The organism is Amycolatopsis sp. cmx-11-12, assembly GCF_046269425.1.
Classification (GTDB): domain Bacteria; phylum Actinomycetota; class Actinomycetes; order Mycobacteriales; family Pseudonocardiaceae; genus Amycolatopsis.
Window position 1 is genome coordinate 406,188 of the sequence record NZ_JADNQM010000002.1, and the last position, 25,667, is coordinate 431,854.

Genomic DNA, 25,667 nt, shown 5'->3' on the forward strand with positions numbered 1-25,667 from the left:
CAAGCGGGGCGATCGCCCCGCATTCACGACGGGTACAACAGGCTAACCGGGGCGACCATTCCGATTGTGGCGAGTACTACACGACTTCGGCGAGTTTGCCGAGAACTCCCTCGTAGATCCGCTTGAGGCCACCGGGCGCGAAGGTCTTCTCGAAGAAGCCGCCGATGCCACCCGCGCCGTCCCAGGTCGTCTCGATCCGGACGAGGCTGCCCTCCGGCACCTCGCGGACGGTCCAGGAGGTGACCATGCTGGAGTTCGCGTCGGTCTCGACGAGGGTCCCTTCGGACGGCTCGGTGACCGTCGCGGCGACGTCACGCACGCGCTTCGACGTCGCTTGCAGCTTCCAGCTCGCCTTCGTGCCCGCGCCGACGCCGCCTTCGGTGACTTCGTAGTCGCGGTAGTGCTCTGTCAGCAGCTTCGGCCGGGTTTCGGCGTAGTCGGCGACGAGCGCCCTGACCTTGTCGGCCGGCGCCTCGATGGTGCGCTCCGCGATGGCCGTGACCTTTCCCATCCCACTCCCTTTCACCCGTGTTGCGACGACAGTGCCCACGATTCCACCGGACGGCCTGACCGGCGCGGGCGCCCCTGCCCCTGGATGCGATGAAGGGGCCTTTCATAGCAAAATTTTGCTATGAAAGGCCCCTTCATCGCACTTGAGAGGGCTAGTGTCGCGTGATCCTGCTTGCTTGACGTTTGGTTTCGTTCCTCAGACGGAGATCTCGCGAGATCTCCGTCTGATCACGCGAGATCTCCGTCCAGTCACGGGTAAGACCTGCAGGATCACGCGACACTAGATGAGGGACTTCTCCTTCAGCCAGTCCTTCGCGACGTCGCCCGGCTTCTCGCCGTCCGAGTCGACGCGCTTGTTCAGCTCACGCAGCTGCACGGTGTCGAGGGCCTTGCTCACGGCGTTGACGGTGGCCGCGAAGTCGGCACCGCGTTCGTCGAGGACCTTCTTGTTCACCGCGGGCACGACGTTCTCGGTCGGCACGATGGCGAGATCGTCCTCCAGCGCCACGAACTGCGGGTCGCCGACGAGCGGGCTCACCGAGTCGACCGGGATGACGGTGACCTTCCCGGACCGCAGTTGCTCGACGCGCGGGCCCGCTTCCTGCACGGTCTGGAAAGTGGCCTTCAACTTGTAGACGTCGGTGAAGCCCTTGAAGCAGGGAAGCCGCTTCTCACACTCCGGGCCGCCCGCGACGATGACGTTGTCGACCTTGGACAGGTCGCTGATCTTCGTGAGGCCCTTCTCCTTGGCGAGGTCGGCCTTCACGATGTAGGTGTTCTTGTCCTCCGCCGGTGAGTAGTCCAGCAGGCCGACGCCTTCGGGCTCGAACAGCTTCTTGAGCTGCTCGTGCTCGCCCGCCGCGTCCTTCGCGGCCTCCTTGCCGAAGCCGGTGGTGATGGCGGCGCCCTGATACTCGGGGATGAACTGCAATTCGCCGGACTTCAGCGCCGGGTAGATCAGCTCACGCGAACCGAGGTTCAGCTTGCGGGTGATCGGGTAACCCTTGGCCTCCAGCGCGTTCGCGTACAGCTCGGCGAGGACCAGGCTGTCGGTGAAGTTGAACGAGGCGACGACGATCGGGTTCCCGCCCTTGCCCTGCGCGGCCGGAGCCGCTGCGTCGTCGCCACCCCCGCAGGCGGTCATACCGAGGACGGCGGCGGCGAGCACCGCGCCCACTCGAACATTCCGTGTCCAGCGCACGTGCACACTCCTATGACTCGATCAGAGGAATGGACAGTATCTCCGGGTCACGACAGAATCCACATTTTGAGAGTTCCGCCCCGTGTGCTCTCAGAGAACGGAATCTCCGGCGCCCGAACGGGGTAAGGTCGGCCGGTGCGAGCCTCCTCCGTGTTCCCCGTACCCGCCCAAGGCGGGCGGCCGCTGTTCGAATGGCGGTGGGTGGACCGCCATCTCGACGAGATCCTCGAGCGGCTCGGTGAGCACATCACGCTGACCGCGGCGGCGCTCGCCATCGGACTGGTGGTTTCGGTCGGTGTTTCCGTGGTTTCGTTGCGTCGCCGGTGGTTCTACGTCGTCGCGCTGAGCGCGGCCGGTTCGCTGTACGTCATCCCGAGTCTCGGCGCCTTCGCCGTGCTGGTGCCCTTCACCGGTTTGACGTCCTTCACCACCGCGGTCATCCCGTTGGCGACTTACACGTTGCTCATCCTCATCCGCAACATAGTCACCGGTGTCGAACAAGTCCCCAAGGAAGTCCGCGAAGCCGCGATAGGCATGGGTTTCACGCGCTCGCGGCTGCTGTGGCAGGTCGAACTGCCGCTCGCGCTGCCGGTGGTGATCGCGGGCCTGCGCGTCGCGGCGGTGACCACGATCGGGCTCGTGACGGTGACTTCCATGCTCGGCAAGGGCGGGCTCGGGTACTTCATCCGCAACGGGATCCAGACCGCGACACCGAACTCGACGTCGATCATCGTCGGCGTCGGGCTGTCCGTGGTGCTCGCCATGGTGGTGGATCTGTTGCTGTGGCTCGGTGGGCGCGCGCTCGCGCCGTGGTCGCGGAAGGCGGCGTCGCGATGAGCATCATCGACCAGACCATCGAGTGGTTCGGCGAACCGAACCGCTGGAGCTGGACGGACCCGGCCGGCGTTCCGTACCGGACGGTCGAGCATCTCCAGTTCTCGTTGCTGGCACTGGCGATCTCCGCCGTGCTGACGATCCCGGCCGCGTTGTGGCTGGCGCACTACCGCCGCGCGCAGTTCCTCGCGACGAGCGCGGTGAACATCGGCCGCGCCATCCCCAGCTTCGGGCTGGTGATCCTGTTCTGGTTCCTGGCTTCCCGGCTCGAAGTCGACACGACGTTCTGGCCGCTGATGCTCGCACTCGTCGCCTTGGCGTTGCCGCCGTTGTTCACGAACACGTACGCGGGCGTCATCCAGCTGGAACAGGAGACCGTCGACGCCGCGCGCGGAACCGGCTACCGCGAGTGGCAGATCATGCTGCGCCTGGAGTTGCCGCTCGCGTCACCGGTCATCCTCGCGGGTGCCCGCGTCGCGTTCCTGCAACTGGTGGCGACCGTCGCGATCGGCGCCATCGTCAACGACGGCGGCGGGCTCGGACGGTACATTGTGGACGGTTTCGCGCTCGGGGATCCGGGCCACGGCGAGATCCTGGCGGGCGGGATCGCCGTCGTCCTGCTGGCTTTGGTGTGCGAGGCCGTTTTCGCGCTCATCACCCGCTGGGTGACTCCGCGCGGGCTGGCGATCCGGTCCCGTGCGGAAGTCCGTTCCTAGCACCGAGATCAGCGCGGTCACTTCCGGTCCCAGCGGCCGATCCACGACCACCGGCGGCACCAACTCCCTCAGCCGCCGATACGCCGCCCGAAGACCGGGCGGCCCGTCACCGGTCGCCAGCCACCGCGCCTGCGAACCCGTGATCAGCTCACAAGCCGTGATGGCGGACATCCGCGCGCACGCGTCGCGAAGCTGATTCCCGGCCGCCCAGGCGAACGCCTGCACGTCCTCCTGTCCGGCGGAAGTGTCGACGGAGCCCAGTGTCGCGGGCGTGGCCAGCCGCCGCAACGCGTGCAGTTCCCCCACCGCGCGTTTGTGCAGCGGCACCAGTCCCGCCTGCGGCCCCGGATCCACCGCCAGCTGGGCGGGCAGTCCGCTGAACCGCTCGTCCAGCAACCGGTGCGTCCGCTGGACGCCGATCTCGCCGAGATGCACCAGCGCCGCCGTCACCGCGTCCATCCGCAGTCCGAGTTCGACGGCGTGAAACCCCGTCGTGGTCACGAATTCGCCGTCGAGGAAGGCGGGCGAGTCCGTCGGCATCGAACGGCGCAGGACCTCGTCCAGTTCGTCGGCGACCCTCGTCAGATGGGCGATCGCCCGCGGCGCGACCCGCACGGAGACCGGCGCCTGGACGACTTCCGGCCGTTCGACCGAACCGCGGACCAGAGCGCTCACCTCGGCGAGCACCGATCGCAGGACGCTGTCGTCTCCCGCCAGCGAAGGGCGATAGATCGCTTGCGGCGCACCGAGAACGTCGATCGCGATCGCCGCGGCCAGCGTCTGCGACTCCACCAGCCGCCGCACCTCGGCCAGCGCGAAAGCCGCCAGCGTCTCGGCCAGCGGTGAGCCCTGGATGAGCGTCGCGCCTTCCTTGAGGCCCAGCTCGTAGGGCTTCTCCAGCACCTCCGACGCGGGCGTCTCGACACCGTCCACCAGCACGGTCCCGACGCCGAGGAAGGTCTGGAAGGCGTGCGCCAGCGGGATGATCTCGCCTGCGCTGCCCAGTCCCGTCCTCGGCACGGCCGGGGTGAATCCCTCGTTCAGCCGGTCGACGAGGAACGTCACCAGTTCCGGGCTCGCGCCCGCCTCCGGCGCGAGGAGATCCCGCAGGCGCACCAGCAGGAGCCTGCGCACCTCCTCGGCCGAGAGCCAGGGCGGACCGCCGACGGCACGGCCGATCAGCAGATTCCGCTGGTGCCCCTCGGGCGTGCCGAGCGCGACCCCGGCGAGCCGTCCCATACCGGTGTTCACGCCGTAGACGGGGCGATCGTCCAGCGCGGCGAGCACACGGGCGCGGTTCTCGCCGAGCCTCGTCAGCAGCGCGGGGTCGATCTCCAGGAACCCGGCCTCGAACGCCGAGTCCAGTTCGAAGTCCTTTGTGGACAGTCTCACTCGACGGGACGCGCGAGACCTTCGATGACCTCAGCGCCGGGCAGGGAGGCGAGGGCCGAGCCCGAGATCAGCAGCTTGCCGCCGCGGATCCCGCTGCCGATGACCAGTTCGGGTTCGTCCGCGACGCGCTGGTCGATCAGGATCGGCCAGCCCTCGGGCAGGCCAACCGGGGTGATACCGCCGTACTCCATGCCGGTGAGCGAGACGGCCTCGTCCATCGGGGCGAAGGACGCCTTGCGCACGTCGAGGCGGCGTTTGATCACGCCGTTCACGTCGGCACGGGTGGTGGCGAGGATCATCGCGGCGGCGAACCGGACCTCACCGGCGCGCTTGCCCGCGACGACAACGCAGTTTGCGGACGCCGACATCGGGGAGCCGTACGCCTCACAGAAGGCGGCGGTGTCGGCCAGTTCGGCGTCGATCTCGACAACGCCGACGGCGTCCGGATCGGAGAGGGAAGCGAGTGCCTTGGCGACGGGCTCGGCGAGCAGGTCCGTGCGCGAGAGGGCGGGGACGGCGGTGAGGCTTCCGGCGATGGTCCAAGTGGTCACGCCGCCACCTTAATCACCAGTTGCGGCCGCCGCGTTGGACCTCGATGAGCTTCGGGCGGACGTCCACGAGGTAGACCAGGACCGCGACGAGCGCGGGCAGCCACAGGATCATGCCGCCGCCGTAGAACTCGAAGAAGGTCATCACGACGGTGGACCCGCCGGTGATGAGCATCCAGATGGGTTTGGTCTTGCGATCGGCGGCCGAATACGCGTCCGCACGCTGCAGCAGCGCGTGCACGAAAGCGAACAGCCCCGTCAGTGCGCCGCCCCAGTGGATGGCGATGAGGATCCAGGTGGCAACGAACACGAAGTCAGCTTACGTCAAACCGGGCGAATGACCCGGGCCCCTGGTACCGAAGCCGGTACCAGGGGCCCTGGGATTCACGCGGACCTTACTTCTCGGTCGGCTTCGGCGCGGTGGCCGGCTTCTTCGCGACCGGGCTGGTGGTGGTGCGGCGCACGGGGGACGTGGTCTTCGGCGCGGTCTTGTTGGCGACCTTGCGCGAAGCCGAGCGGGTCTCGTGCGCGAGGTCGTCGCCGATCTCCTCGACCTCGTCGGCGATCTCGCCGGCGACCTCGGTCACCTTGCGGGCGGTCTTCTCGCCTGCCGAGCGGGTGCCCTTGGTGACCTTGCCGAGCACGGTGTCGATGCGCTCACGGGTGTCCGCGGTCGCGTCCTCGAGCTGCTCGATGGCCTTCTTGACCTGCGGCTGCGCGGCGATCTTGTCCCACGCCTGCTCGCCGGACTCGGCCAGCTTGTTGTACAGCTTCAGCGCGGCTTCGGTGTACTCGTCGATGACCTTGCGCAGCTCGGCCGGGTCCAGCTTCTCGCGGAGGCCCTCGACGTCGTGCGGGAGCTCTTCGATGTTCTTGCGAGCGGTCTCGCCACCCTCGACGACCTTCTCCTTGGCCTTGTTCACGGCGTCGATGACGGCCTGGCCTGCCAGGTTCCCGGCGCCGAGGGCGGCGAGCAGCGGGGTGCGGACCTGGTCGAGGGCGGTGTTCTTGCGGTCGGTGTTGGTGTTCGTGGCCGTGGTCATGCTGTCTCCTTGGGTTCGACTTGATCTGTGGTCGCCGCCCGCTCTGGCTTCGCGGCGGCGTTCTCGCGGCGGAACGATTCGTAGACGTCGAGCAGGACCTGCTTCTGCCGCTCGGTCAGCTCGGTGTCGGCGCGGATCGAGTCGCCGACCGGGCCGCCCGTCGGCAGATCGAGGATTCCCGCTTGCACGTAGAGCGCCTCGGCCGAGATACGCAGGCCCTTGGCGATCTGCTGCAGGATCTCCGCGCTGGGTTTGCGGACCCCGCGCTCGATCTGGCTCAGGTACGGATTGGACACGCCGGCGAGTTTCGACAGCTGCCGCAAGGAGATCTTCGCCGTGCTGCGCTGCTGGCGGATGTACTCGCCGATGTCGGAAGCGATGTCCGCGACCTTCTCCATCGGTCCACCCGATGGGGGCTGATCCCGGTCGGTGTCTGACATCGGTCACCTCCTCGCGACGTCTTCAACGCTACGCGCGAGTGCTAGCTATTGCAAGCACTGTGCTTGCAACCATCGGGTGTGTTGCCGCTCACCCCGCTACGCTGGAGGGATGTCGAGTGCGACGCGGCTGCGGCGACGCCTCGTCGAGCATCTGCTCGCCGAAGGCGCGCTGCACGACGCGCGCTGGATGACCGCGTTCCGCACCGTGCCGAGGCACGTCTTCCTGCCGCGGTTCTTCGTCCCGGCGGCGAACGGCTGGGCCGCGATGGAGAACGGCGACGACGGCTGGCTCGAACGCGCCTACTCCCCCGAAGTCCTCGTCGTCCAGCTCGACGACGACTCCGGGCTCTGGGAACGGGCGCGCTACCTGGGCGCGCAGCCGGGGACACCGACGAGTTCGTCCAGCCAGCCGTCGATCATGGCGATCATGCTCGAAGAGCTCCGGGTCGCCGACGGGCACCGTGTACTGGAGATCGGCACAGGGACCGGTTACAACGCCGCCCTGCTGTGCCAACGGCTCGGCTCGGGGCTCGTGTACACAGTGGACATCGACCCGGACCTGGTCGACGCCGCGCGCAAGCGGCTCGCGGAAGCCGGGTACGCGCCTTCGTGTGCCGCGTCCGACGGCGCCGAGGGATTCCCGGCAGGCGTCCTCTACGACCGGGTGCTGTGCACATGCTCGGTGTCGTCGATCCCGCCCGCGTGGCTGGAGCAGACGGTGCCGGGCGGGCTGATCGTCACCACGCTGAACCGGCCGATCGGCGGCGGCCTCGTCCGGATCGTCGCGGGCGAAGGCGCGACAGGACACGGGCGCGTACTCGCCCGCGACGGTCGCTTCATGCCGCTTCGCGCACACAGATTCAAGCCGTCGAAGGTGCCCGACGGCGACCTCGCGTGGCGTCCGACCCGGCTGCCGATGGGAGCCATCACCGAAGTCCGCAGCCGCTTCGAGTTCTTCGCCGGACTCCAGCTTCCCGGGGTGTCGGCGCTGCGGGATGGCCTCGTGCACTCCGACGGCTCCTGGGTGCGGCACCGGAAACGGGGCCGCGAGTTCGAAGTGGCGGAAGGCGGGCCGCGGCGGCTCTGGGAGCAGGTCGAACGCGCGCAGGAGGACTGGCTGGAACTCGGCCAACCCTGGCGGGACCGGTTCGGGCTCAGCCTCGACGGTGACGACCAGGTGATCTGGCTGGACTCACCTGAAGGCAGGACCTGGCCGCTACGACCGTGAGAGCAGGCCCCGTACCCACGTCTCCACGCGGTCGACGGCGGCGTCCACCGGGATGTGGGTGGTGTCGAACAGCTCGACCGGCGGTTCCAGCGACGGCGCTTCCCGCTGCAACCACTCGTTGAACTCCAGCATCTCCTCGACCCGCTCCTCGTCCCACTCGCGCCAGGCAGGCCGGGCCAGCAAACGCTTGCGCAGGGCTTCGGGCTCGCTGACGAGCGCCAGGTAGTGGATGTCGGAGAAGAAGACGCGCTCGGGCAACTGCTCGAACTCGGGCGGCGCGACGGTGCCGCAGAGCACGACCGGCCGCCCGTTCTGGTGCAGCATCGCCGCCATCCGCAGCCAGGTCGAGCGGAACGCGGGATGGCCGGGGACGTCGTCGCGCAACGCCCCGGTCCACAGCACGTCCTGCTCGACCACGAGCGCGAGGTCGCCGAGCCGGTCCGCCAGGCGCGGCCCGACCGTCGACTTGCCTGCCCCGCTCGGCCCGGTCAGCGCGAACAGCGGGAGCCGCCGGAACGGCCACCGGTGCGCGCATTCCGCGCACACCAGCAGCCCTCCGCTCTCGACTTGTGGCCGTTCGGCACGATCACCGCAGGCCGGGCAGATCTTGAGATCGAGGACCACGGTCAGTCGAAGAGGCCCTCGAGGAAGCCGCCCTTACGACGCTTGCCGTGGTGGCCGTACCCGTGCGGGGAGTCGGCGTGGCCGCGGTAACCCTTGGGCGAATCCGCGTAACCGCCGCCCCGGTACCCCTTCGGCGAGTCGGCGTACCCGCCGCGGTGCGGGCGCGGGGAGTCCGGGCGGCCGTAGTGCGGCGCCGGCGCGTGTCCACCTCCCTGGTACGGCGGTGGCGGCTGGTGCCCGCCGCCGCCGTAGTACGAGTTCTCGGCACCGGCGATGGCTTCCAGCTCGCCCCTGTCCAGGAAGATGCCGCGGCATCCCTGGCACTGGTCGATGTGGACACCGTTCTTGTCGACGGTCTTCATGGCGTTCTGGCACTTCGGACAAATCACGTATCAGAGATTACGCATTTTTCGCGGCCGAGGTCAGCAGGCGCACAGACAAAACGGATGACCGGCCGGATCCGCGTACACCCGGAAGGTCTTCGGGGAGTCGTCGAGCAGCTTCGCACCGATGGCCAGCGCGCGCTCGTGACCGGCTTCGAGATCGGTGACGTCGAGGTCGACGTGCGCCTGCTGCGGGTTCTCCGCCGACGGCCACGCGGGCGGCCGGTAGTCGGGCACCCGCTGGAACGAGAACCGCGCGCCACCCTCCGGGTTCCGCAGCGTCACCCAATGGCCGTCCGCGGCGACTTCGGCCGCCTTCCAGTCGAGCAGCTCGCGGTAGAACTCCGCCAGCGCGACCGGGTCCGGGCAGTCGAGGGCCACCGCGCCGAAGGTCGGTACCGCACCCATGGTTCAGCCTCCACAATGATCGAGTAACCAGTGAACGGAGTATGCGGGTTATCGGAGCCGATGACAACCGGTCTCGCCCGTACACTGGGCGAGGTGAACACCGACGCGTCCCTGGTGGTCGAGTTTTTGAACACGGTGAACGTCGACCGCGGCACCGACCTCCTGGACGATCTGGAGACCTGGCAACGCTGGGCCCGCGATCACCGGCTGCGAGCGGATACCCCCGCGGCCGCACGCGAAACCCGGGACGCGCTGCGCTCGGCGATCGGCGATCCGCGGCTGCCCCGGCTCGGCCTGCGCGCGCCGGCGGAGATCGTCCTCGGCCCGGCAGGCCCGCTCCTGGTCGCGGAATCGGTCAGCGAAGCGGTGATGGCGGCGTCGACCCGGCTGACCGTGCTCGGCGAGTGGATCCGGCTCAAGATCTGCCCGGCGGACGACTGCCTGTGGGCCTTCTACGACGAATCACGCAACCGGTCGCGGACGTGGTGCTCGATGCGGTCGTGCGGGAACCGGGAGAAGGCGCGGGTCTGGCGGGCGCGGACGGCGGACGTCTCGACCTGAGAGCACTCCGGCGGCGCGGGGAGGCTGCGGTGACCGGTCGGTACAGGTGGTCATGAGTGCTCGCTGATCCGGGCCGCCGCGGGGCCCTTCCGGGTGTCGCGAAAGCCACTTTCGCGACGTCTGATGTCCCGAAAGTGGCTTTCGCGACACGGCCGCTGGCCCTCACACCCGGGGCGACCACAACTTCTGGTGTCACCCACCCCCGAGTTACCCCCAGGGGTTGTGCACACCGTTAGGCCAAAAACGTGAAATGTTGTGGATAACCCTGGGGATGACTCCACTTCCTGTGGACAACTCCCGGTAAGGCCTCCGGAGTGTGGTATAGGCGTCGCCGCTCAAAAGAGCAGCTGCGCGACCGCGTAGATGACCAGACCGGCGAGCGCGCCGACCACCGTGCCGTTGATCCGGATGAACTGGAGGTCCCGGCCCACCTGGAGCTCGATCTTGCGCGAGGTCTCCTCGGCGTCCCAGCGCTGCACGGTGTCGGTGATGATCCCGGTGATCTCGCGGGAGTAGTTGGTGACCAGATAGGCCGCCGCGCCCTCCACCCAGTTGTCCACTTTGGACCGGATGTGGTCGTCCGAGACCAGCCGCTCACCCAAGGCCTCGAGCCCGGTGCGCACCCGGCGCCGCAGCTCGCTCGACGGGTCCTCGGCGGCGTTGAGCAGCATCTCCTTGGCCGTCGCCCATGCCGAGCCGATCAGCTTCTGCACCTCGTCGTGCCCCAGCATCTGGGATTTGACCTGCTCGGCGCGTGCCATCACCTCGGGGTCGGTCTGGAGGTCCTGGGCGAACTCGCCGAGGAACTTGTCCAGCGCCAGCCGCATGGGGTGGTTGACGTCGGTCTTCACCGCCCACACGAACGAGAGCACCTCGCCGTAGACCTTGTCCGCGAGCATCTCGTCGACGAACTTCGGCGACCAGCTCGGCGCCCGGTCCGAGACCACGCGCAGCATCGTCGTGTGGTTGTCGCGCACCCATTCGTAGGCGCGGTCGCACATCAGGTCCACCAGCTTGTGGTGCGCCCCGTCGGCGAACACGCCCGCCAGGATCTTACCGAGCGGCGGTCCCCACGGCTTGTCCACGATCCGCTTGACCACGGCCTGTTCCATGATCGCCTGGACGTCCTCGTCGCGGAGCACCTTGACGGCGGCACGCACGACGGTGGCCAGCTCAGAGGTCACGCGTTCGGCGTTCTTCGGCTGCGAGAGCCAGCCGCCGAGCCGCTTCGAGACCTCGACCCGGCTCAGTTTCTCGCGGATCACGGCCTCGGACAGGAAGTTCGAGCCGACGAAGTCACCGAGGCTGCTGCCCAGCGCGTCCTTCTTGTTCGGGATGATCGCGGTGTGCGGGATCTTGAGCCGCAGCGGATGCCGGAACAGCGCCGTCACCGCGAACCAGTCCGCGAGCGCGCCGACCATCCCGGCTTCGGCGGCGGCACGGACGTAGCCGACCCAGCCCGGCCAGCCCTCGGCCTCGGCCCAGCTGGTCAGCAGGAAGATCACCGTCGCACCGAGCAGGAACGACAGCGCGACCATCTTCATCTTGCGCAGGCCGCGGCTCTTCTCCTCCTCTGCGGCGGTTCCACCTGGAGGATCGGCTGGGGTCACCTTGGCGGGCGTCAGTTGCTCCACACGGCCATTGTCCGTGAGGATGGCTGATCGTGCGCGAACCTGTCCTCGTACCCCGCCTCCAGCCCTTCACGTCGACCATCTTCGCGGAGATGACGGCACTGGCCGTCCGCCACGAAGCCGTCAACCTCGGCCAAGGTTTTCCCGACACCGACGGGCCTGCCGGAATGCTCGACGCCGCCAAGAACGCGCTGTTCGGGGGTGCGAACCAGTATCCGCCGGGTCCCGGACGACCGGAATTGCGCGCGGCGATCGCGCGACACCGGCTCCGGTACGGCGTCGAATACGACCCCGGCACGGAGATCCTGGTCACCGCCGGGGCCACCGAGGCCATCGCGGCGTCGCTGATCGCGCTGACGCAGGCGGGCGACGAGGTCATCGTCATCGAGCCGTACTACGACTCGTACGCGGCCGCCGTCGCCATGGCGGGGGCCGAGCGGCGCGTCGTCGGCCTTGTCGAACGCGACGGCCGGTTCGCGCTGGACGTCGAGGGCCTGCGCGCCGCGGTGACCGACCGGACCAGGGCGATCCTCGTCAACTCGCCGCACAACCCGACCGGCACGGTGTTCACACGCGCCGAACTGGAAGCCGTCGCCGCGCTCTGCGTGAAACACGACCTGATCGCCATCACCGACGAGGTGTACGAGCACCTCGTCTTCGACGACGCCGAGCACATCCCGCTCGCGACCCTGCCCGGTATGCGCGATCGCACGGTTTCGATCTCCAGCGCGGGCAAGACGTTCAACTGCACCGGCTGGAAGATCGGCTGGGTCTGCGCGAGCCCCGAACTGGTCGCGGCGGTGAAGGCGGCGAAGCAGTTCATCACCTTCGTCTCCGGCGGCCCGTTGCAGCCGGCCGTCGCCCACGCGCTGGACCACGAACTGCCGTGGGCCGAGGAGCTGCGCACGAGCCTCCAGGGCAAACGGGATCGGCTCGCGGCCGGCCTCAAGGAAGCGGGGTTCGCGGTCCGGCCGACCGCCGGGACGTACTTCATCTGTGTCGACGTCCGTCCGCTCGGCTTCGACGACGCCGCGGAACTGGCCTGGGAACTCCCCGAACGGGTGGGTGTGGCGGCCGTGCCCGTAAAGGTGTTCACCGATCACCCGGAAGAGTGGAAACACCTGCTGCGTTTCGCGTTCTGCAAACGCAACGAGGTCATCGACGAAGCGGTCACCCGATTGCGCAAACTGCGGTGACTCGTCCGATGTCCATCAGGCCCAGCCGCCCTTTTCAAGAGCCCTTCTGAGCCGATCCAGACACCGTCTTCGCACCCTGCCGACACTGGCCGGGCTGATCCCCAGCTCCCCCGCGAGCTGGGCGTAGGACAACTCCGGCCGGTGCGCGAGCAGCCACATCAACCGCCGGTGCAGATCCGGCAGAAGGTCGACCGCGGCCCACAGTGCGCGGTCGCGTTCGGCGCGGACGACCTCCGCCTCCGGGGTCGTGTCCGGAGGCGGGAGCGGACGCGGCGTTTCACGCCTGTTCCTGGTGATCATCCGGAGCGCGCGGCGCCGCGCGGTGGTCGTCAGCCAAGCCCGGAGCTTCGCTTCGTCACGCAGCGCGCCCGGCGCGCGGAGCAGTTCCAGCCAGGCGTCCTGGCAGACGTCCCTGGCGTCGGCTTCGCTCAGCCGGTAGACCTTCAGCGCGCTGAGCACCGCCGCCGAAACCGCTTTCACATCCCACATCGCGGACTCTCCTCTCCGGGCGGCTCGCGTCCGCCGCTTCGATCACCGAACGCGACTTCGACGGCACGCACCGCAGCAGGGATCCAGAAAAGGTCAGGTCACCGAGGATTTGAGTAGTTCCACCCGTGCCCGGATGGCCGCACGGCACACACCGAGAGTGATCAACTTCGGTACTCCAGGCACCGGAGCCGGTTGCGTCGTTCCGCCTAACGGGCTGGATCGGCGGCGGCTGAGGTGAAACACTCCCCTCCGGTGCTAAAACTGGTGCAGCCCCGGGGGAACTGCGACCTGACCGGAAGAGACCCCAAGCAAGATCGGACTCACGCGGAGAACGTGGGTTTCAGGCGCGGACGGTGGTGATTGCTGTGAGTGGTCCGGCAGTCGTGCGCCGTCGCGGCCTCGTCCCCCCGAAAGCGGGAGCGCGAATCCTTTTCGCGGGCGGGCTGGCACTCACGGGCTGGCTCCTCGGCGCCGTCTTGAGCACGCCGGCTTCGGCCGAGGAACAGACTTCCGCGACGCCGGAGACCTCGGTGGTCCAGCCGTCGCACGAAAAGACGACTACGCCAAAAGAGTCCACTTCGGACTCGAGCGAGACCGGAACCTCGAAGGCCGAGTCGGCGCAAGAAGAGCCCGTTCCCACGCTCGTCCCCGCAAAGAGCGAAGAGCCTGAGGCCGCCGTCGAAGAGAAGGCCGTTTCGAGCACGAGTTCCGTCGAAAAGACCACGAAGCCCCAGGCCGCCAACGGTTTGCTGGGCGGCCTCATCGGTGGCGTGCTGGACATCGTCACGCACACGGTCGGCGGCGTCGTCGAAACCGTCGGCGGGGTCGTCGGCGGAATCAGCGAAGAGGTCGTCGTGCCGATCGTCACGCCGGGCCCTTGCTGCACTTCGGACAAACCGGTGATCCTGCCGGGCGTCGGCGACACCCTCGACCCCGTCTTCGGCGGCGGCTCGGGCGACTCGGCGAGTGGCTCGGTCACCATCGCCGTGCCGGTCAAGGCCACGACGCCGGGCCCGTCCGCGCCGAGCACACCGGACCCGCGTCCGCTCGTCCCCGCCGAGGCTCCCGCTCCGGCGACGACCGTCCAGAACCACCGTGTCGCCCTGCCCACCCGGATCAAGTCCGACGACCGGCCCGCTCCGGCGGCCCCCGTCGAGTCCGACACGCACGCGTCCCCGGACGGCGGCGGCTCGGGCGGCGGAGGAGGCCTGCCGAACACCCCGGTGGCCCCGCTCGCGCCCACGACGACCGCCCAGCCAGGGCACGACCACTCCGGCGGCGGCCGCGGGCCGCTCGCCGTGCTCGACTCCGGAATCCCCGCCACGCAGCTGAAGCTCCTCGGGACCGGCTGCGACCACGAAGGCGAGCGCACCGGCAGGGAAGCCGCGCTTCCCGCCACCTCCCCCGACTGACCTGACCGGGTCGCCGGGGAGAACCACGTCCAAACCAAGATCAACTTCGGTTTTCGACGTCTCCTGAAATCCCTGGCACAAGTCGCGTTTCCGCCTGCCCTCAGTCAGGTTTTCCCGTCTTTCCGAACGGCCGACCGCGCCCGGCCGGTTCGGATCCCGGCCCCGGCGCCGCGCTGCCCCTGCGGCGCCGGGACCAGCACAGGGTGGACTTCGGGGGTTTCTGCTCACCGCGCCGAGCAGGAACCGGCCAAGCTCGAAGACCACCTGAACCGCGGGCGGTTCCCGGCACGTCGAGGGGCTGTGCCGGGTAACCGCCGCGGTGCCCGTTCCGAGGTTTCGACTTCGGGGCGGGCCGGATAGCCGGTGCGCTGGTCGTGCGGCGCCGATGCCCTCCCTGGAGCATCGGCCGCCCCGCCGGCGCACCGGCTATTTCCGTTTCCGGCCCCGCAATTCGTCACCTACTTGCGCTGGTCACCCACGGAACGGCCGCAAGTAGGTGACGAATTGCGGCGGGGTCAGGTGACCTGGACGGCTACCGGGGCGGCCGTGGCGGGAGTCGCGGACACCGAAGCGGCGGCCGCGCCCAGCCGCCGCACGGCCTCGAAGAGCCTGTCGGCCGGAAGCGCGTACGGCAGCCGCAGCCAGCGCTCCAGTCCACCGTGGACGCCGAACCGGGAGCCCGGCGCCACCTGCACCCCGTGCCCCGCCGCGGCGACAGCCAGCCGCGTGCTCATCGGCTCCGGCAGACGGCACCACAGCGAAAGCCCGCCCGGCGGCACGGTGAAAGTCCACTCGGGGCAGTACCAGTTCAGCGCCCCGGTCAGCGCGTCGCGCAGGGCCCGCGTCTCCTCGCGACGGTGCGCCAGCGCGGATCCGCCGTCGTCGAGCAGCTCGGCGAGGACGAGTTGCTCGAAGACCGGAGAGCCCAGATCGACGGCGAAACGGGCCGCGACCAGCCTGCCGATGACGTCCTCCGAAGCACGGATCCAGCCGAGTCGCAGCCCGGCCCAATGCGACTTCGACGCCGAGCCGATCGTGATGCCGAGATCGCCCGCGAACGCGCCGAGCGGCGGCGGGCCGTCGGCCGGATCGCCTTCGAGGTCCAGTTCGACCAGCGTCTCGTCGATGATCGACGGCGTCCGCGCGCGGCTCAGTGCGGCCGCGAGCCGCTCCCGGCCCGCCGCGTCCAGTCGGAGTCCGGTCGGGTTCTGGAAATCCGCGACGAAATACGCGAGCCTCGGCGCGGACTGCCTCAGCGCGGCCTCGATCCCGACGACGTCCCAGCCCGTGGCCGGGTCCAGCGGCACCGGTACTCCGATGGCGTGCGCGGCGCCGATGGCTTCGAGCGCGTTCGGATACGTCGGCTGCTCGACCAGCACCCGGTCACCCGGACCGGCCAGCATCCGCAGGACTTGCACGAACGCGTGGTGCGCCCCGTTGGTGATCATCACCTGGTCGGCCTTGGTCGGCAGGCCGCGTTCGGTGTAGCGGCGGGCGATCCGCTCGCGCAGGATCCGCAGGCCACGTACGTGATAGCCGTTCTCGCCGAGGTGGTCCGCCAGCGCCTTCCGCGCGGCGTCCACGGCGGGGACCAGGCCAGCGATGGCGGGCGGGCAGGCCTGGGCGAGGTCGATGAGGCCTTCCCCGGACGGCAGCATCGCCTCCCGGCCCCGGCCACCGGGTGACGCGATCCAGGATCCGGCGCCGCGACGGCTGGCGACCAGGCCGTCGGCCCGCAGTTTGTCCAGCGCGGCACCGATCAGGGTGCGGCTGACGTCGAGGGCGTCGGCGAGCTCCCGTTCGGCCGGGAGTTTCGTGCCGAGCGTGAGCCTGCCGTCGAGGACCAGCAGTTCGACCGCCGCCGCGAGGTCCGCGGCGCCGTGACGAGAACCACTCTGCCGCCAACTTCCCAGCAAAGTGGCCAATTTCAGGCCCGAAACGCGTCCAGTCAGCGGGATCAGCGGTTCCATAAGGCCAATTCTTGCAGATTGGCCATGGTCAAGAAAGCCGCTTACCCCTGATGGTGCACTCGTGGCACTTACACTCGATCTCCGACCCGTGGGCATCTCCCACGACACCACCCGCCGTTCGATCCAGCTCGTCGGCGGTCTCGCCCTCTATGGCGGCAGCATGGCCATGCTGACCAGGTCGGGCCTCGGCCTCGACCCGTGGGACGTGCTCCACGAAGGCCTGATGAAGATCACCGGTCTCTCGTTCGGCACGGTCACCGCGTTCGCTTCGGTCGCGGTGCTGCTGCTGTGGATCCCCCTGCGGCAGCGGCCCGGCATCGGCACCGTCGCCAACATCGTGGTCATCTCGCTCACCGTCGACCTCGTGCGGATCTTCCTTCCCGAGCAGCACGTGCTCGGCTGGCAGATCCTCAACCTGGTCGCCGGTGTCGTACTCAACGGCCTCGCCGCCGCGATCTACGTCGGCGCGCGACTCGGCCCTGGTCCTCGCGACGGGCTGATGACCGGTTTCGCGGCCCGGACGGGCAAGTCGATCCGGCTTGTCCGGACCCTCATCGAGATCACCGTGCTGGCCGCCGGCTGGCTGCTCGGTGGCACCGTCGGCGTCGGCACGATCCTCTACGCGCTCGCCATCGGGCCGCTCACGCAGGCGTTCCTTCCGTTGGTCGCCTGGCGTGAGCGCGCTGAGAGCTGAAGCCGGAATCCGGTCACCCATCGCTGAATGAACCCCACCTGCTCGTGAGGTTGGTGGGACCCGCTCGCCCGAACTGCCGCCGCCGCTCGTAGTCCCGTCAGGACCCGAATTCGCCAACAACGCCGGACCTGATGCGTCGCGAAAGCCACTTTCGGGACGTCAGATGTCGCGAAAGTGGCTTTCGCGACACGTGCTGTCGCGTGATCCTGCAGGTCTTACCCGTGACCGGACGGCGGTCACGCGAGATCGCCGTCTGAGGAACGAAACCAAACGCCAAGCAAGCAGGATCACGCGACGCTAGCTGGCCGCGCGTCGCTCCAGCAGGCGGCGGACGGCGAGGTAGTCGATGCCCCGCTGGGCGAGGACATCGGCGGCCACGCCGGGGATCGAGGTCAGCGCGAGCAGGAAGTGCTCGGCGTCGATGCGCTTGTCCCCGACGTCGATGGCTTCACGAAGGCTCTTCTCCAGCACCTTCTTCGCCTCCTGCGTGAAGGGCCGGTGGCCGCGTTTGCTCCGCGCCCCACCGGTCAACGCGCCCTCGCCGTGGGTCTGCTCGACCCGCTCGACGATGTGCTCGACGTCGATGCCGAAGCCGGTCAGCGCTTCGACATCGGCGTCGCTCATCCCGCCCCGCCGGCGGACCCGCCGGAGGTCGTCGGCCAGTTCTTCCGCCGGGCAGCCCAAGGTGGCGAGCAGGCCCGCGTTCAGGGACAGCGAGGTCAGCAGGTGGAGCGCGTCGACGTTCGCGGACTTCTCGTCCGACGCGACACGCTGCGACCCGAGGACGATCTCGCGGGCTTCGGGGCTGAAGCGTTCGAACATCAGTGCCTCCCGTACTTCTTGTGGACCGCTTGCCTGCTGACCCCCAGCTCGGCCGCGATCTCCTGCCAGGACCAGCCGTGCACCCGCGCGCTGCGGACCTGCACGGCCTCGAGTTGTTCCAACAGCCGGCGCAAGGCGGCGACGGCGCGCAACCCCACGCGGGGGTCGCGGTCACCGGCTCGCGCGGCCAGGTCTGTCGCTTCGGTCATGATGTCAACCTACGTTGACATGACACCGGTGTCAACGCCAGTTGACAGTTAGGGTCGTGGCATGGTCGAAATCGCAGTGGCGGAAAGGGACGGAGTAGGCGCGGACGGAGCACCGCGCCCGACCGAAGACCACGTCGCCGTACTCGGCAACGCCGTGGTGGTGCTCGACGGCGCGACCTCGCCGCATCCGGATCTGCCGTCCGGTGGCTGGTACGCGAGCCTGCTCGTGCACAGCCTGTCGCAGGCGCTGAGCGCGGAACCCCGGGCGGATCTCTCGGTCCTGCTGGCCGAGTCGATCGCCGACGTCGCACGGCGCGAAAGCCTCGAACCGGGGCGCTCGCCGTCGAGCACGGTCGCGATCGCGCGCTGGACGGACGACACCGTCGACGGGCTGGTGCTCGCCGACAGCCCGATCGTCGCCTTCCGGCCTTCGGGCGCCGACCCGCTCACCGACGACAGGCTGGTCTCCCTTCGCGACGGCGGTCAGCTCCGCACCGGCGCCGACGTCCGCGCGAAACGCAACGCGCCGGACGGCTTCTGGGTCGCCGAGGCGGAACCGAAGGCGGCCACCGAGGCCGTACGCCGCAGCTGGCCACGCTCCGAGGTCGAGGCCCTGCTGCTGGCGACGGACGGCGTCGCGATCGGTGTCGACGAGTACGAACTGTTCGACTGGCCGGAAGTGCTCGCCATCAGCCGGAAGCGTGGCCCGGACGCGGTACTCGACGCGGTGCGCACGGCGGAGAAACAGGACCCGGACGGCGACCGCTGGCCCCGCGCGAAAAGGCACGATGACCAGCTACTGGTACTGGTCGAGCTAGGGGTAGCCCCAGGGTAAAACCGGGGGCTTCCCGGATCGGAAATCCGCGGCCTCGCGAGCACGCTGAACGCATGACGTTCCCTGGGGAGTCCTCGCGTGCCAGACCTTGGCTGATCGCGTCGGCGGTGGCCATCGGCTGGGCGGTGTTCACGATGGTCGTGCTGCACCTGATCAGTTCACGCGATCCAGTGTTCGACACGTTGTCGAGTTACGCCTACGTCGACCGCGGCACGGGCATGCTCGGCGCGAGCGTGCTGTCGCTGTCCATCGGCTCGCTCACCGCGCTCGGCGCGCTGGCCGCGGCCGGGATCCAGCTCAGCCGCACCACGAAACTGCTCTTCGTGCTGTGGTCGCTGGGGCTGGCGGCGGCCGCGATCTTCCCGGCGAGCTACCCCGAATTCCCGGACCCGGTCAGCGGCGAGATCCACCTGTACGCGTGCCTCATCGCGTTCCTCAGCCTGCCCGCCGCCGGGTTCAGCCTGCGCGACAACCTGCGCGGCACCCCCGCGGCCAGGCAGATCGGCCGCCTCGCCTGGGGCAGCGCGGCCGGGCTGATCGTCTTCGGGCTCACCTTCATCTTCGTGCGCCTGTCCGACATCCCGTTCTTCATGACGCTGACCGACATCGCGCCGGTCGGCGTCGCGCAGCGGCTTTCACTGGTGGCGCACGTGATCCTGATCGGCGGGATGCTGAAGGTCGCGTCAGCGGCCCAGCGTGCCGGTGAATTCGGGCGCGTAACCGTAGAGGCCGGGCAGACCACCCGTATGCAGGAAAACGACGTGCTCCTCGGCCGCGAAATGGCCTTCGGCGGCCCAATCGACCAGCGTGGCGGCCACCTTGCCGGTGTACACGGGATCAAGCGCGATCCCTTCCGTACGGCCGAAAAGCCGCACCGCGTCCCACGTCTCGGCGGTCGGGATCCCGTAGCCGGGGCCGATCGCTCGGTCGTCGATGCGCAGTCCTTCGAGTGACGGCGGCTCGGTCCCCAGCAGTGCGGAGACCGCGGTGGTGAGGTCGGCCAGGTTGTCCAGGGCCTCGTCGACCGGATGGCTGACGCAGGCGATGTCGAGTGTCAGCCAGTCGAGCTTCGCCGTCCCGACGAGGAGCCCGGCCGCGGTCCCGCCGCTGGCGTGCGGGACGACCAGCCGCGCCTTGGTGATGCCGCGGTCGGCGAGTTGCCCGGCGATTTCGTGTGCGGCCGTCGCGTACCCGAGCGCCCCGACGGCGTCAGAGCCTCCGACGGGGAAGGTGGCCACCTTGCGCCCCTCGGCCGCGGCCTCGGTGATCAGCCGGTCGTAGGTCCCGCCCGTCTCCTCCCCGTCGCGGCAGACATGCACGTTCGCGCCGAAGAGGTGATCGAGCAAGACGTTGCCGGACCGTTCGTACGCGTCGCCGTCACGAGGAACCTTCGCGGTGAGCACGAGTTCGCACCGCAAGCCCAGCTTCGCGCAGGCCGCGGCGGTCTGGCGGCCGTGGTTGGTCTGCAACGCGCCGAAGGTGATCACCGTGTCGACGCCCGCCTCGATCGCCGCGCCGAGCAGGAACTCGAGTTTGCGCAGCTTGTTGCCACCCAGGCCGAGCGGATGGACGTCGTCCCGTTTGAGCAGCAGGTTCGGCAGGCCGAGAGCCTCGCCAAGCCGGGGTGCCGGATGCAGCGGCGTCGGGTACCCGCCGAGGTCGACGCGGGGGAAGCGATCGAAGTTCATGCAGGTCACGTAACCACATCGAGGCCCACCCGGTGGTATCGTTCGTTTGAACGAACGAGACACGCAGGGGGAATCATGACCACCTCGAAACCAAGCCTCGCGTTCACCGGCCTCGTTGAACAGGCCTCGATGCTCGCCAGCGGAGCCACGACATCTGTCGAGCTCACGCGCTTGGCGCTCGAGCGAGCCGAAGCAAGCCAGCCGACTCTCAACGCCTTCAAGTGCCTTCGCCACGAAGAAGCCCTTCGCGAGGCCGAGGACGCCGACCGGCGCCTGGCCGCCGGTGAGACCGCTCCCCTGCTCGGCGTCCCCACCGCGATCAAGGACGACCTCGACGTCACCGGCCTGCCGACGGCGTTCGGCTGCGACGGCGACTTCTCCCCCGCGACAGCGGACTCCCCGCCCGTCGCGGCGCTCCGCCGGGCGGGCGCGGTGCTCATCGGCAAGACCAACACTCCGGAACTCGGCCAGTGGCCTTTCACCGAAGGCCCGGCGTTCGGCGCGACCCGCAATCCGTGGGACCCCGAGCGGACCCCTGGCGGTTCCTCAGGCGGCGCGGCGGCGGCCATCGCGTCGGGGGTGATCGCCGCCGCGCTGGGTTCCGACGGGGCCGGGTCGATCCGGATCCCGGCCGCGTGGACCGATCTGGTCGGGATCAAACCGCAGCGTGGCCGCGTCCCGACCGAACGCGAACTCTTCCACGGGCTGACCGTGGTCGGCCCGCTCGCGCGCACCGTCGCCGACGCGGCCCTGCTGCTCGACGTCGCGGCCGGCACCGGGACCGCGTTCCAGGCGGCCGCCCGCCGCGAACCGGGCCGGATGCGCATCGGGCTGTCCACGCGGATCCCTTTCACCGCCACGAAAACCCGGCTCGACCCGCAAGCGCACGCGGCCGTCGTCCGGCTCGCGGAGCGGTTCGCCGAACTCGGCCACGAGATCGTCGAGGTCGAACCGGACTACCGGCTGATCGGCCTCACCTTCCTGCCGCGTTCTCTCGTCGGCGTGCGTGACTGGTCCCGTCGCGTCCCGGATCAGGCCAGGCTCGACCCGCGCACGCGGGCCAACGCGCGGCAGGGCTCGGCGCTCGCCGGTCCGGCGCTGCGGCTCGCGCGGGCCACGGAACCGTTGCTGCAACGGCAGATCGGCTCGGTGTTCGGCCGGGTGGACGTCCTGCTCACGCCGACCACCGCGACGCCGCCGCCGCGGATCGGCACCTTCGACAAGCTCAGCGGCTGGCAGACCGACCAGGCCATGATCGCCGCGTGCCCCTACGCTTGGCCGTGGAACGTGCTGGGCTGGCCGGGGGTCAACGTGCCCGCCGGGCCGAGTCCGGAAGGCCTGCCGCTCGGCGGGCAGCTGCTCGGCCCGTCGCACTCCGAGGAACGGCTGATCTCGCTGGCCGCGCAACTGGAAAAGGTCGAACGGTGGCAGGACCGCAAACCCGAGACCGCTTGGTGAACACCCGCGAGACGATCCTCCACGCCACACTCAAGGTGGTCGGGGAACAGGGCGTCGGCGGGCTGACCAACCGCCGGATCGCGCGGCAGGCCGAGGTCTCGCTCGGCACGCTGACCTATCACTTCCCCAGCCAGACCGCGTTGCTGCGCGAGGCGATGCTGTTGTTCGCCGAGGAGGAGACCTCGAAGCTGACGGGGTTCGTCGACGCCTACCGCGAGAAGGGCCTGAGCGTCGAAGAAGCGGCGACCGTGGTCGAGCAGGTGATCGCGCAACTGCCCTTCGGCACCGACGAACTCGGCGCGCACGAGCTGTACTTGCAGGCAGCGCGCGATCCAGGACTCCAGGACGCGGCCGCGCGGTGTTTCGCCGCCTACGACGAACTCTCGCTGGTGATCCTGCGGACGCTGGGTGTGCCGTCGCCCGAGCGGCTGACCGGTCCGGTCGTGGCGCTGATCGCCGGGCTCCAGTTGCGCAGGCTCGCCACGGGCGACGACGGCGTCCCGGTGGCCCTGCCCTTGATGATGCTCATCCGCGGCGCGTCATGACCGGCCCGCCGATCGTCAAGGGGACGGCGGCGTGGAGGTACTTCGGGGACTTCCGGGCCGGCCTGCTGGCCGGTCAGGTACTGGTGCTGCAGGTCGCGCATCCGGTGGTCGCCGCGGGAGTGCGCGATCACTCCGACTACGTCGAAGATCCGTGGACCCGGCTGATGCGCACGGCCGCGTCGCTGTCCATCTACGTCTACGGCGGCCCGGAAGGCGCTCGCTACGAAGCGGACAGGCTGCGCGCGCTGCACCGCGAGTTCACCGGTGTCGACGCCGACGGCCGTCGGTACAGCGCGCTGAACCCCCGCGCGTACGCCTGGGTGCACGCCACGCTCGTCATGGTTCCCGTTGACACGCAACGGTTCTACGGCAAACCGATGACACCTTCCGAACTGGACGAGTACTACGCGCAGATGTGCGACGTCGGGCGGCTTCTCGGCCTGCGCGAGCAGGACTTGCCGCCGACGTGGCCGGAATTCGAGCGGTACTACGCGGAAACGCTCGACGGCTTCGGGCCGAACGAGACGATCTCGACGTTGTTCGAGACGATCCGGACGGTGAAGAAGCCCTGGCGGTGGCTGCCCGACGCCCGCTGGATCCGGTTGCGGCGATGGCAGTACCTGGCACAGATGTTCGTCATCCGGGGCACGCTCCCACCCGCACTGCGCGACCGGCTCGGTCTACAGTGGACGGATCGGGACCGGCGCCGGTTCGACCGGTTCCGTACCGTGGTGAGGCTGGCCGGCGGCCTGGTGCCGGTGACGTTGCGGTCCTCGCTCGTGCGCCGGATCGGGCGGCTCAACGTCTGGTTCCGGGCGCATCCTCGGGCGTATCGGTTCTTGGGTGGGGTTCAGGGCTCCCCCCACCCGAAGTAAGGGAACCATCCCCTTCACGGGGGACACCGGTTCACCCGGCGCCGTGACGCTTTCCCCGGCCCCGGTCGTTAACTTCAGGCGGGATGGGGAATTCACCGAGGGGGCGGCGCACGGCGCCGCTGGTCATCGCCCGCGTACTCGTGCTCTGTGCGCTGGCGTCGTTGCTGTTGGGCGGCACGGCCCAGGCGGACGGCGTGTCGAGCGGGGCGGACGTCCAGGTCGCGCAGACGCTCGGCACCCGGGATCTCACGATCGTGCTGCGACGGATGGACATCGCGCCCGGTCCACTGCACGTCGACGTCGTCACGCATACCGGGAGCGCGCCGGGAACGCTGAAGCTGCGCGCGTCCACCGCGGGAACGGTGTTTTCCGAAGCCACGGTCCAGCTGGACGGGAAGCCCGGCGCTCATCCGGCGTTGCTGCGCGTCGACCAGCCGGGGCCGTGGGAACTCGGCCTCGACGACGGGACGGACACCGCGTCCGTCCCGTTTCTCGTCCCGGCCAGGGTCATCCCTCCGTGGGAGAAGGCCACCTTCGGCGGTTTCGTCGCCGCGGGGGTGTTCCTGGTGATCGGTCTCGTCGTGGCGATGCGCGTCAAACGACCACAGCTCGCGCTGATCCCGGCTGGCGGCATGGTCGCCGCGCTCGCGGTCGCGATCACCGGGGCGATGCTCTCGGCGTCGACCCCCGCACCGCCCGCGCCGGGCACAGCACTGGATCCGACCATCGACAACATCCAGGACCCGTACGCGAACGCCCAGATGTCCACTGTGGACTTCTCACGACCGCCGGTGAACCTGGCCGTACGGTCTCCGAACGCGCGATCAGGCGGCCTCGCCGAGGTCCGGATCGCCTTGGCCGACGGCGCGACCGGCCGCCCGGTCGACGACCTTCTGGTGCACGACAACGCTTTGATCCACTTCGTCGTCATATCACCGACAGGCAGGCTCTGGCATCTGCATCCGGTGCGCGTCGGCCCCGGTGACTACCGCGTGAAGTTCACGCCACCCGAAGCCGGCACCTACGCCGTCGCCGCGGAACTCGCCCGGCGAGGCGGTGGCGTGCAACTGGTCCGCACCACGATGGCTGTCGCGGCCGGACCGGACTCCCCCGCCGAACCCGTGCCCACCGGGGCGGGAAAGCGAGTCGTCAACGGGAACCCGGTCGACGTCGACGTCAAACCGGGTACACCGACCACCATCACCGCGCGGTTCGGCAAGGCGGATCTCCAACCGTGGCTTGGCATGCTCGGCCACCTGATCGTCGTCGGCCCGATAACCGACGACAGCCGGGTCGGCGCGGATGCCGCTGCCGCGCCGACCTGGGCCCACGTGCACTCGATGATCCCGCAATCGCCCGGTATGCCAGGGAAACCGGACGAGACCGTCGCCGCGTACGGCCCCGACGTCCCGTTCACCTACACCTTCGCCGCACCAGGCAAGTACCGGATCTGGTTGCAGGCCGAACGCGACTACACGGTGCTGACCGTGCCCATGCAGCTCGAAGTCCCGGCGGAAGGGGCACCGCAGTGAATTCCACCGCAGTTAATTCCACAGTGGACAGACGAAAGCCCGTCCTGCTGATCTCGGTGGTCGCCGTGCTCGCGGCGGCGATCGTGGCCTGGCTGGTGTGGCCGAGCGGCGGCGGGGCACAGGTCCAGCGCTCGACGCAGGGTCCGTACACCGTGCAGTTGTCGGTCGAAGATCCGCACCAGGGCGGCAATGTCTTCGCGTTGACCGTCACCGGCGCCGAGCCGGACGTGGTCACCCTCGAACCCGTGATGCCGCAGATGGGGCACGCGCTCGCGCCGTCGCCAGCGATCGCGGAGGCGCCCGGCCGGTATCGCACCGGCGACGTCCTGTTGCCGATGCCGGGGCAATGGGAGATCACCGTTTCACTGCGTGGGCCGTCCGGCGCCACGCAGCACGTTTTTCCTTTGCTGGTCAAGTAAGAGA

The 25,667-nt window shown here is 69.2% G+C and carries 28 protein-coding genes and 2 pseudogenes; 14 read left to right on the forward strand and 16 right to left on the reverse strand.

Annotated features, from left to right (window positions below; translation table 11 throughout):
- Positions 1–76 precede the first annotated feature (76 nt).
- Together ACLARN_RS04390 and ACLARN_RS04395 are read right to left on the reverse strand one after the other, a co-directional pair.
- Positions 77–511, reverse strand: coding sequence for an SRPBCC family protein (locus tag ACLARN_RS04390; RefSeq protein ID WP_409489968.1), 435 nt, complete (start codon positions 509–511; stop codon positions 77–79).
- Between the two features lie 279 nt (positions 512–790).
- Positions 791–1,687: an ABC transporter substrate-binding protein gene (locus ACLARN_RS04395; protein ID WP_409490019.1), complete on the reverse strand. Its 897-nt coding sequence runs from the start codon at positions 1,685–1,687 to the stop codon at positions 791–793.
- Positions 1,688–1,861: 174 nt separating this feature from the next.
- On the opposite strand from ACLARN_RS04395, the gene ACLARN_RS04400 reads away from it, so the two are divergent.
- The gene (locus tag ACLARN_RS04400) at positions 1,862–2,548 is read left to right on the forward strand and encodes an ABC transporter permease (protein ID WP_409490020.1); all 687 of its coding nucleotides are present in this window, start codon (positions 1,862–1,864) and stop codon (positions 2,546–2,548) included.
- Entirely contained in the window at positions 2,545–3,261 is a 717-nt protein-coding gene (locus ACLARN_RS04405) for an ABC transporter permease (RefSeq protein WP_409489969.1), read from the forward strand. The genes ACLARN_RS04400 and ACLARN_RS04405 overlap by 4 nt, the downstream gene beginning before the upstream one ends.
- Positions 3,262–3,384: 123 nt before the next feature.
- Here ACLARN_RS04405 and ACLARN_RS04410 read toward each other — a convergent pair.
- The 5 genes and pseudogenes from ACLARN_RS04410 to ACLARN_RS04430 form a co-directional block, all read right to left on the reverse strand.
- Positions 3,385–4,653: pseudogene (locus tag ACLARN_RS04410) on the reverse strand (aromatic amino acid lyase); the annotation flags it as partial.
- A complete protein-coding gene (locus ACLARN_RS04415) occupies positions 4,650–5,204 on the reverse strand; it encodes a YbaK/EbsC family protein (protein ID WP_409489970.1) in 555 nt (184 codons plus the stop codon). The gene ACLARN_RS04415 and the pseudogene ACLARN_RS04410, both read right to left, overlap by 4 nt.
- Positions 5,205–5,217: 13 nt before the next feature.
- Entirely contained in the window at positions 5,218–5,511 is a 294-nt protein-coding gene (locus tag ACLARN_RS04420) for a DUF2516 family protein (RefSeq protein ID WP_076164220.1), read from the reverse strand.
- A gap of 85 nt (positions 5,512–5,596) precedes the next feature.
- Complete coding sequence (locus ACLARN_RS04425) at positions 5,597–6,244, reverse strand: hypothetical protein (RefSeq protein WP_409489971.1); 648 nt, start codon at positions 6,242–6,244, stop codon at positions 5,597–5,599.
- Positions 6,241–6,642, reverse strand: a complete 402-nt coding sequence (locus ACLARN_RS04430; RefSeq protein WP_409490021.1) for a helix-turn-helix domain-containing protein — start codon at positions 6,640–6,642, stop codon at positions 6,241–6,243. The genes ACLARN_RS04425 and ACLARN_RS04430 overlap by 4 nt, the downstream gene beginning before the upstream one ends.
- A 151-nt stretch (positions 6,643–6,793) precedes the next feature.
- Between ACLARN_RS04430 and ACLARN_RS04435 the strand changes: the two genes are divergently transcribed.
- Positions 6,794–7,912 (forward strand): methyltransferase domain-containing protein, encoded by a 1,119-nt coding sequence (locus tag ACLARN_RS04435; RefSeq protein WP_409489972.1) that lies wholly within the window; start codon positions 6,794–6,796, stop codon positions 7,910–7,912.
- On the opposite strand, the gene ACLARN_RS04440 is transcribed toward ACLARN_RS04435, so the two are convergent.
- Genes ACLARN_RS04440 through ACLARN_RS04450 form a run of 3 tightly spaced genes read right to left on the reverse strand, consistent with a single transcriptional unit; the run spans position 7,901 to position 9,327 of the window.
- Complete coding sequence (locus ACLARN_RS04440) at positions 7,901–8,536, reverse strand: AAA family ATPase (RefSeq protein WP_409489973.1); 636 nt, start codon at positions 8,534–8,536, stop codon at positions 7,901–7,903. The genes ACLARN_RS04435 and ACLARN_RS04440 overlap by 12 nt on opposite strands.
- A gap of 2 nt (positions 8,537–8,538) precedes the next feature.
- Positions 8,539–8,925: a zf-TFIIB domain-containing protein gene (locus ACLARN_RS04445; RefSeq protein ID WP_409489974.1), complete on the reverse strand. Its 387-nt coding sequence runs from the start codon at positions 8,923–8,925 to the stop codon at positions 8,539–8,541.
- Between the two features lie 33 nt (positions 8,926–8,958).
- Positions 8,959–9,327 (reverse strand): VOC family protein, encoded by a 369-nt coding sequence (locus ACLARN_RS04450; RefSeq protein ID WP_409489975.1) that lies wholly within the window; start codon positions 9,325–9,327, stop codon positions 8,959–8,961.
- A gap of 60 nt (positions 9,328–9,387) precedes the next feature.
- On the opposite strand from ACLARN_RS04450, the gene ACLARN_RS04455 reads away from it, so the two are divergent.
- Positions 9,388–9,888, forward strand: coding sequence for a CGNR zinc finger domain-containing protein (locus ACLARN_RS04455; RefSeq protein ID WP_409489976.1), 501 nt, complete (start codon positions 9,388–9,390; stop codon positions 9,886–9,888).
- Positions 9,889–10,223: 335 nt separating this feature from the next.
- Here the strand turns inward: ACLARN_RS04455 and ACLARN_RS04460 are convergent, their stop codons facing one another.
- Positions 10,224–11,522: a DUF445 domain-containing protein gene (locus tag ACLARN_RS04460; RefSeq protein ID WP_409489977.1), complete on the reverse strand. Its 1,299-nt coding sequence runs from the start codon at positions 11,520–11,522 to the stop codon at positions 10,224–10,226.
- 29 nt (positions 11,523–11,551) lie between these two features.
- On the opposite strand from ACLARN_RS04460, the gene ACLARN_RS04465 reads away from it, so the two are divergent.
- Positions 11,552–12,715: a pyridoxal phosphate-dependent aminotransferase gene (locus ACLARN_RS04465; protein WP_409489978.1), complete on the forward strand. Its 1,164-nt coding sequence runs from the start codon at positions 11,552–11,554 to the stop codon at positions 12,713–12,715.
- A gap of 15 nt (positions 12,716–12,730) precedes the next feature.
- Here the strand turns inward: ACLARN_RS04465 and ACLARN_RS04470 are convergent, their stop codons facing one another.
- Positions 12,731–13,204: an RNA polymerase sigma factor gene (locus ACLARN_RS04470; RefSeq protein WP_409489979.1), complete on the reverse strand. Its 474-nt coding sequence runs from the start codon at positions 13,202–13,204 to the stop codon at positions 12,731–12,733.
- A gap of 365 nt (positions 13,205–13,569) precedes the next feature.
- Here ACLARN_RS04470 and ACLARN_RS04475 point away from each other — a divergent pair, with 365 nt between their 5' ends.
- On the forward strand, positions 13,570–14,616 hold the full coding sequence (locus tag ACLARN_RS04475; protein WP_409489980.1) for a hypothetical protein: 1,047 nt from the start codon (positions 13,570–13,572) through the stop codon (positions 14,614–14,616).
- Between the two features lie 515 nt (positions 14,617–15,131).
- Here the strand turns inward: ACLARN_RS04475 and ACLARN_RS04480 are convergent.
- Positions 15,132–16,586: a PLP-dependent aminotransferase family protein gene (locus ACLARN_RS04480; protein ID WP_409489981.1), complete on the reverse strand. Its 1,455-nt coding sequence runs from the start codon at positions 16,584–16,586 to the stop codon at positions 15,132–15,134.
- Between the two features lie 61 nt (positions 16,587–16,647).
- Here ACLARN_RS04480 and ACLARN_RS04485 point away from each other — a divergent pair, with 61 nt between their 5' ends.
- Entirely contained in the window at positions 16,648–17,280 is a 633-nt protein-coding gene (locus ACLARN_RS04485; protein ID WP_409489982.1) for a YczE/YyaS/YitT family protein, read from the forward strand.
- Between the two features lie 297 nt (positions 17,281–17,577).
- On the opposite strand, the gene ACLARN_RS04490 is transcribed toward ACLARN_RS04485, so the two are convergent.
- Both ACLARN_RS04490 and ACLARN_RS04495 read right to left on the reverse strand, forming a co-directional pair.
- Positions 17,578–18,102, reverse strand: coding sequence for a Clp protease N-terminal domain-containing protein (locus ACLARN_RS04490; protein ID WP_409489983.1), 525 nt, complete (start codon positions 18,100–18,102; stop codon positions 17,578–17,580).
- The gene (locus ACLARN_RS04495; protein ID WP_004559389.1) at positions 18,102–18,311 is read right to left on the reverse strand and encodes a sigma factor-like helix-turn-helix DNA-binding protein; all 210 of its coding nucleotides are present in this window, start codon (positions 18,309–18,311) and stop codon (positions 18,102–18,104) included. Before ACLARN_RS04495 ends, ACLARN_RS04490 begins: the two co-directional genes overlap by 1 nt.
- Positions 18,312–18,372: 61 nt before the next feature.
- On the opposite strand from ACLARN_RS04495, the gene ACLARN_RS04500 reads away from it, so the two are divergent.
- Together ACLARN_RS04500 and ACLARN_RS04505 are read left to right on the forward strand one after the other, a co-directional pair.
- Positions 18,373–19,146 (forward strand): protein phosphatase 2C domain-containing protein, encoded by a 774-nt coding sequence (locus ACLARN_RS04500; protein WP_409489984.1) that lies wholly within the window; start codon positions 18,373–18,375, stop codon positions 19,144–19,146.
- A gap of 134 nt (positions 19,147–19,280) precedes the next feature.
- Positions 19,281–19,748, forward strand: a pseudogene (locus tag ACLARN_RS04505) (DUF998 domain-containing protein); the annotation flags it as partial.
- A gap of 81 nt (positions 19,749–19,829) precedes the next feature.
- Here ACLARN_RS04505 and ACLARN_RS04510 read toward each other — a convergent pair.
- On the reverse strand, positions 19,830–20,834 hold the full coding sequence (locus ACLARN_RS04510) for a D-cysteine desulfhydrase family protein (RefSeq protein ID WP_409489985.1): 1,005 nt from the start codon (positions 20,832–20,834) through the stop codon (positions 19,830–19,832).
- A 75-nt stretch (positions 20,835–20,909) separates the two neighbouring features.
- On the opposite strand from ACLARN_RS04510, the gene ACLARN_RS04515 reads away from it, so the two are divergent.
- The 5 genes from ACLARN_RS04515 to ACLARN_RS04535 all read left to right on the forward strand — a co-directional run bounded on the left by ACLARN_RS04515 (position 20,910) and on the right by ACLARN_RS04535 (position 25,663).
- Complete coding sequence (locus ACLARN_RS04515; protein ID WP_409489986.1) at positions 20,910–22,292, forward strand: amidase; 1,383 nt, start codon at positions 20,910–20,912, stop codon at positions 22,290–22,292.
- Positions 22,289–22,837 (forward strand): TetR/AcrR family transcriptional regulator, encoded by a 549-nt coding sequence (locus tag ACLARN_RS04520; protein ID WP_409490022.1) that lies wholly within the window; start codon positions 22,289–22,291, stop codon positions 22,835–22,837. Before ACLARN_RS04515 ends, ACLARN_RS04520 begins: the two co-directional genes overlap by 4 nt.
- Entirely contained in the window at positions 22,834–23,712 is an 879-nt protein-coding gene (locus tag ACLARN_RS04525) for an oxygenase MpaB family protein (protein ID WP_409489987.1), read from the forward strand. The genes ACLARN_RS04520 and ACLARN_RS04525 overlap by 4 nt, the downstream gene beginning before the upstream one ends.
- A gap of 83 nt (positions 23,713–23,795) precedes the next feature.
- Positions 23,796–25,244 (forward strand): hypothetical protein, encoded by a 1,449-nt coding sequence (locus tag ACLARN_RS04530; RefSeq protein WP_409489988.1) that lies wholly within the window; start codon positions 23,796–23,798, stop codon positions 25,242–25,244.
- 23 nt (positions 25,245–25,267) lie between these two features.
- On the forward strand, positions 25,268–25,663 hold the full coding sequence (locus ACLARN_RS04535; protein ID WP_409489989.1) for a FixH family protein: 396 nt from the start codon (positions 25,268–25,270) through the stop codon (positions 25,661–25,663).
- The last annotated feature ends 4 nt before the right edge of the window (positions 25,664–25,667 follow it).

What these genes read in the sequence shown, in the direction of transcription:
- ACLARN_RS04390 (WP_409489968.1), bottom strand. Translation starts at nt 511, where the DNA reads ATGGGAAAGGTCACGGCCATCGCGGAGCGCACCATCGAGGCGCCGGCC.
- ACLARN_RS04405 (WP_409489969.1), top strand. Translation starts at nt 2,545, where the DNA reads ATGAGCATCATCGACCAGACCATCGAGTGGTTCGGCGAACCGAACCGC.
- ACLARN_RS04425 (WP_409489971.1), bottom strand. Translation starts at nt 6,244, where the DNA reads ATGACCACGGCCACGAACACCAACACCGACCGCAAGAACACCGCCCTC.
- ACLARN_RS04430 (WP_409490021.1), bottom strand. Translation starts at nt 6,642, where the DNA reads ATGGAGAAGGTCGCGGACATCGCTTCCGACATCGGCGAGTACATCCGC.
- ACLARN_RS04435 (WP_409489972.1), top strand. Translation starts at nt 6,794, where the DNA reads ATGTCGAGTGCGACGCGGCTGCGGCGACGCCTCGTCGAGCATCTGCTC.
- ACLARN_RS04450 (WP_409489975.1), bottom strand. Translation starts at nt 9,327, where the DNA reads ATGGGTGCGGTACCGACCTTCGGCGCGGTGGCCCTCGACTGCCCGGAC.
- ACLARN_RS04455 (WP_409489976.1), top strand. Translation starts at nt 9,388, where the DNA reads ATGACAACCGGTCTCGCCCGTACACTGGGCGAGGTGAACACCGACGCG.
- ACLARN_RS04470 (WP_409489979.1), bottom strand. Translation starts at nt 13,204, where the DNA reads ATGTGGGATGTGAAAGCGGTTTCGGCGGCGGTGCTCAGCGCGCTGAAG.
- ACLARN_RS04480 (WP_409489981.1), bottom strand. Translation starts at nt 16,586, where the DNA reads ATGGAACCGCTGATCCCGCTGACTGGACGCGTTTCGGGCCTGAAATTG.
- ACLARN_RS04490 (WP_409489983.1), bottom strand. Translation starts at nt 18,102, where the DNA reads ATGTTCGAACGCTTCAGCCCCGAAGCCCGCGAGATCGTCCTCGGGTCG.
- ACLARN_RS04495 (WP_004559389.1), bottom strand. Translation starts at nt 18,311, where the DNA reads ATGACCGAAGCGACAGACCTGGCCGCGCGAGCCGGTGACCGCGACCCC.
- ACLARN_RS04500 (WP_409489984.1), top strand. Translation starts at nt 18,373, where the DNA reads ATGGTCGAAATCGCAGTGGCGGAAAGGGACGGAGTAGGCGCGGACGGA.
- ACLARN_RS04510 (WP_409489985.1), bottom strand. Translation starts at nt 20,834, where the DNA reads ATGAACTTCGATCGCTTCCCCCGCGTCGACCTCGGCGGGTACCCGACG.
- ACLARN_RS04515 (WP_409489986.1), top strand. Translation starts at nt 20,910, where the DNA reads ATGACCACCTCGAAACCAAGCCTCGCGTTCACCGGCCTCGTTGAACAG.
- ACLARN_RS04525 (WP_409489987.1), top strand. Translation starts at nt 22,834, where the DNA reads ATGACCGGCCCGCCGATCGTCAAGGGGACGGCGGCGTGGAGGTACTTC.
- ACLARN_RS04530 (WP_409489988.1), top strand. Translation starts at nt 23,796, where the DNA reads ATGGGGAATTCACCGAGGGGGCGGCGCACGGCGCCGCTGGTCATCGCC.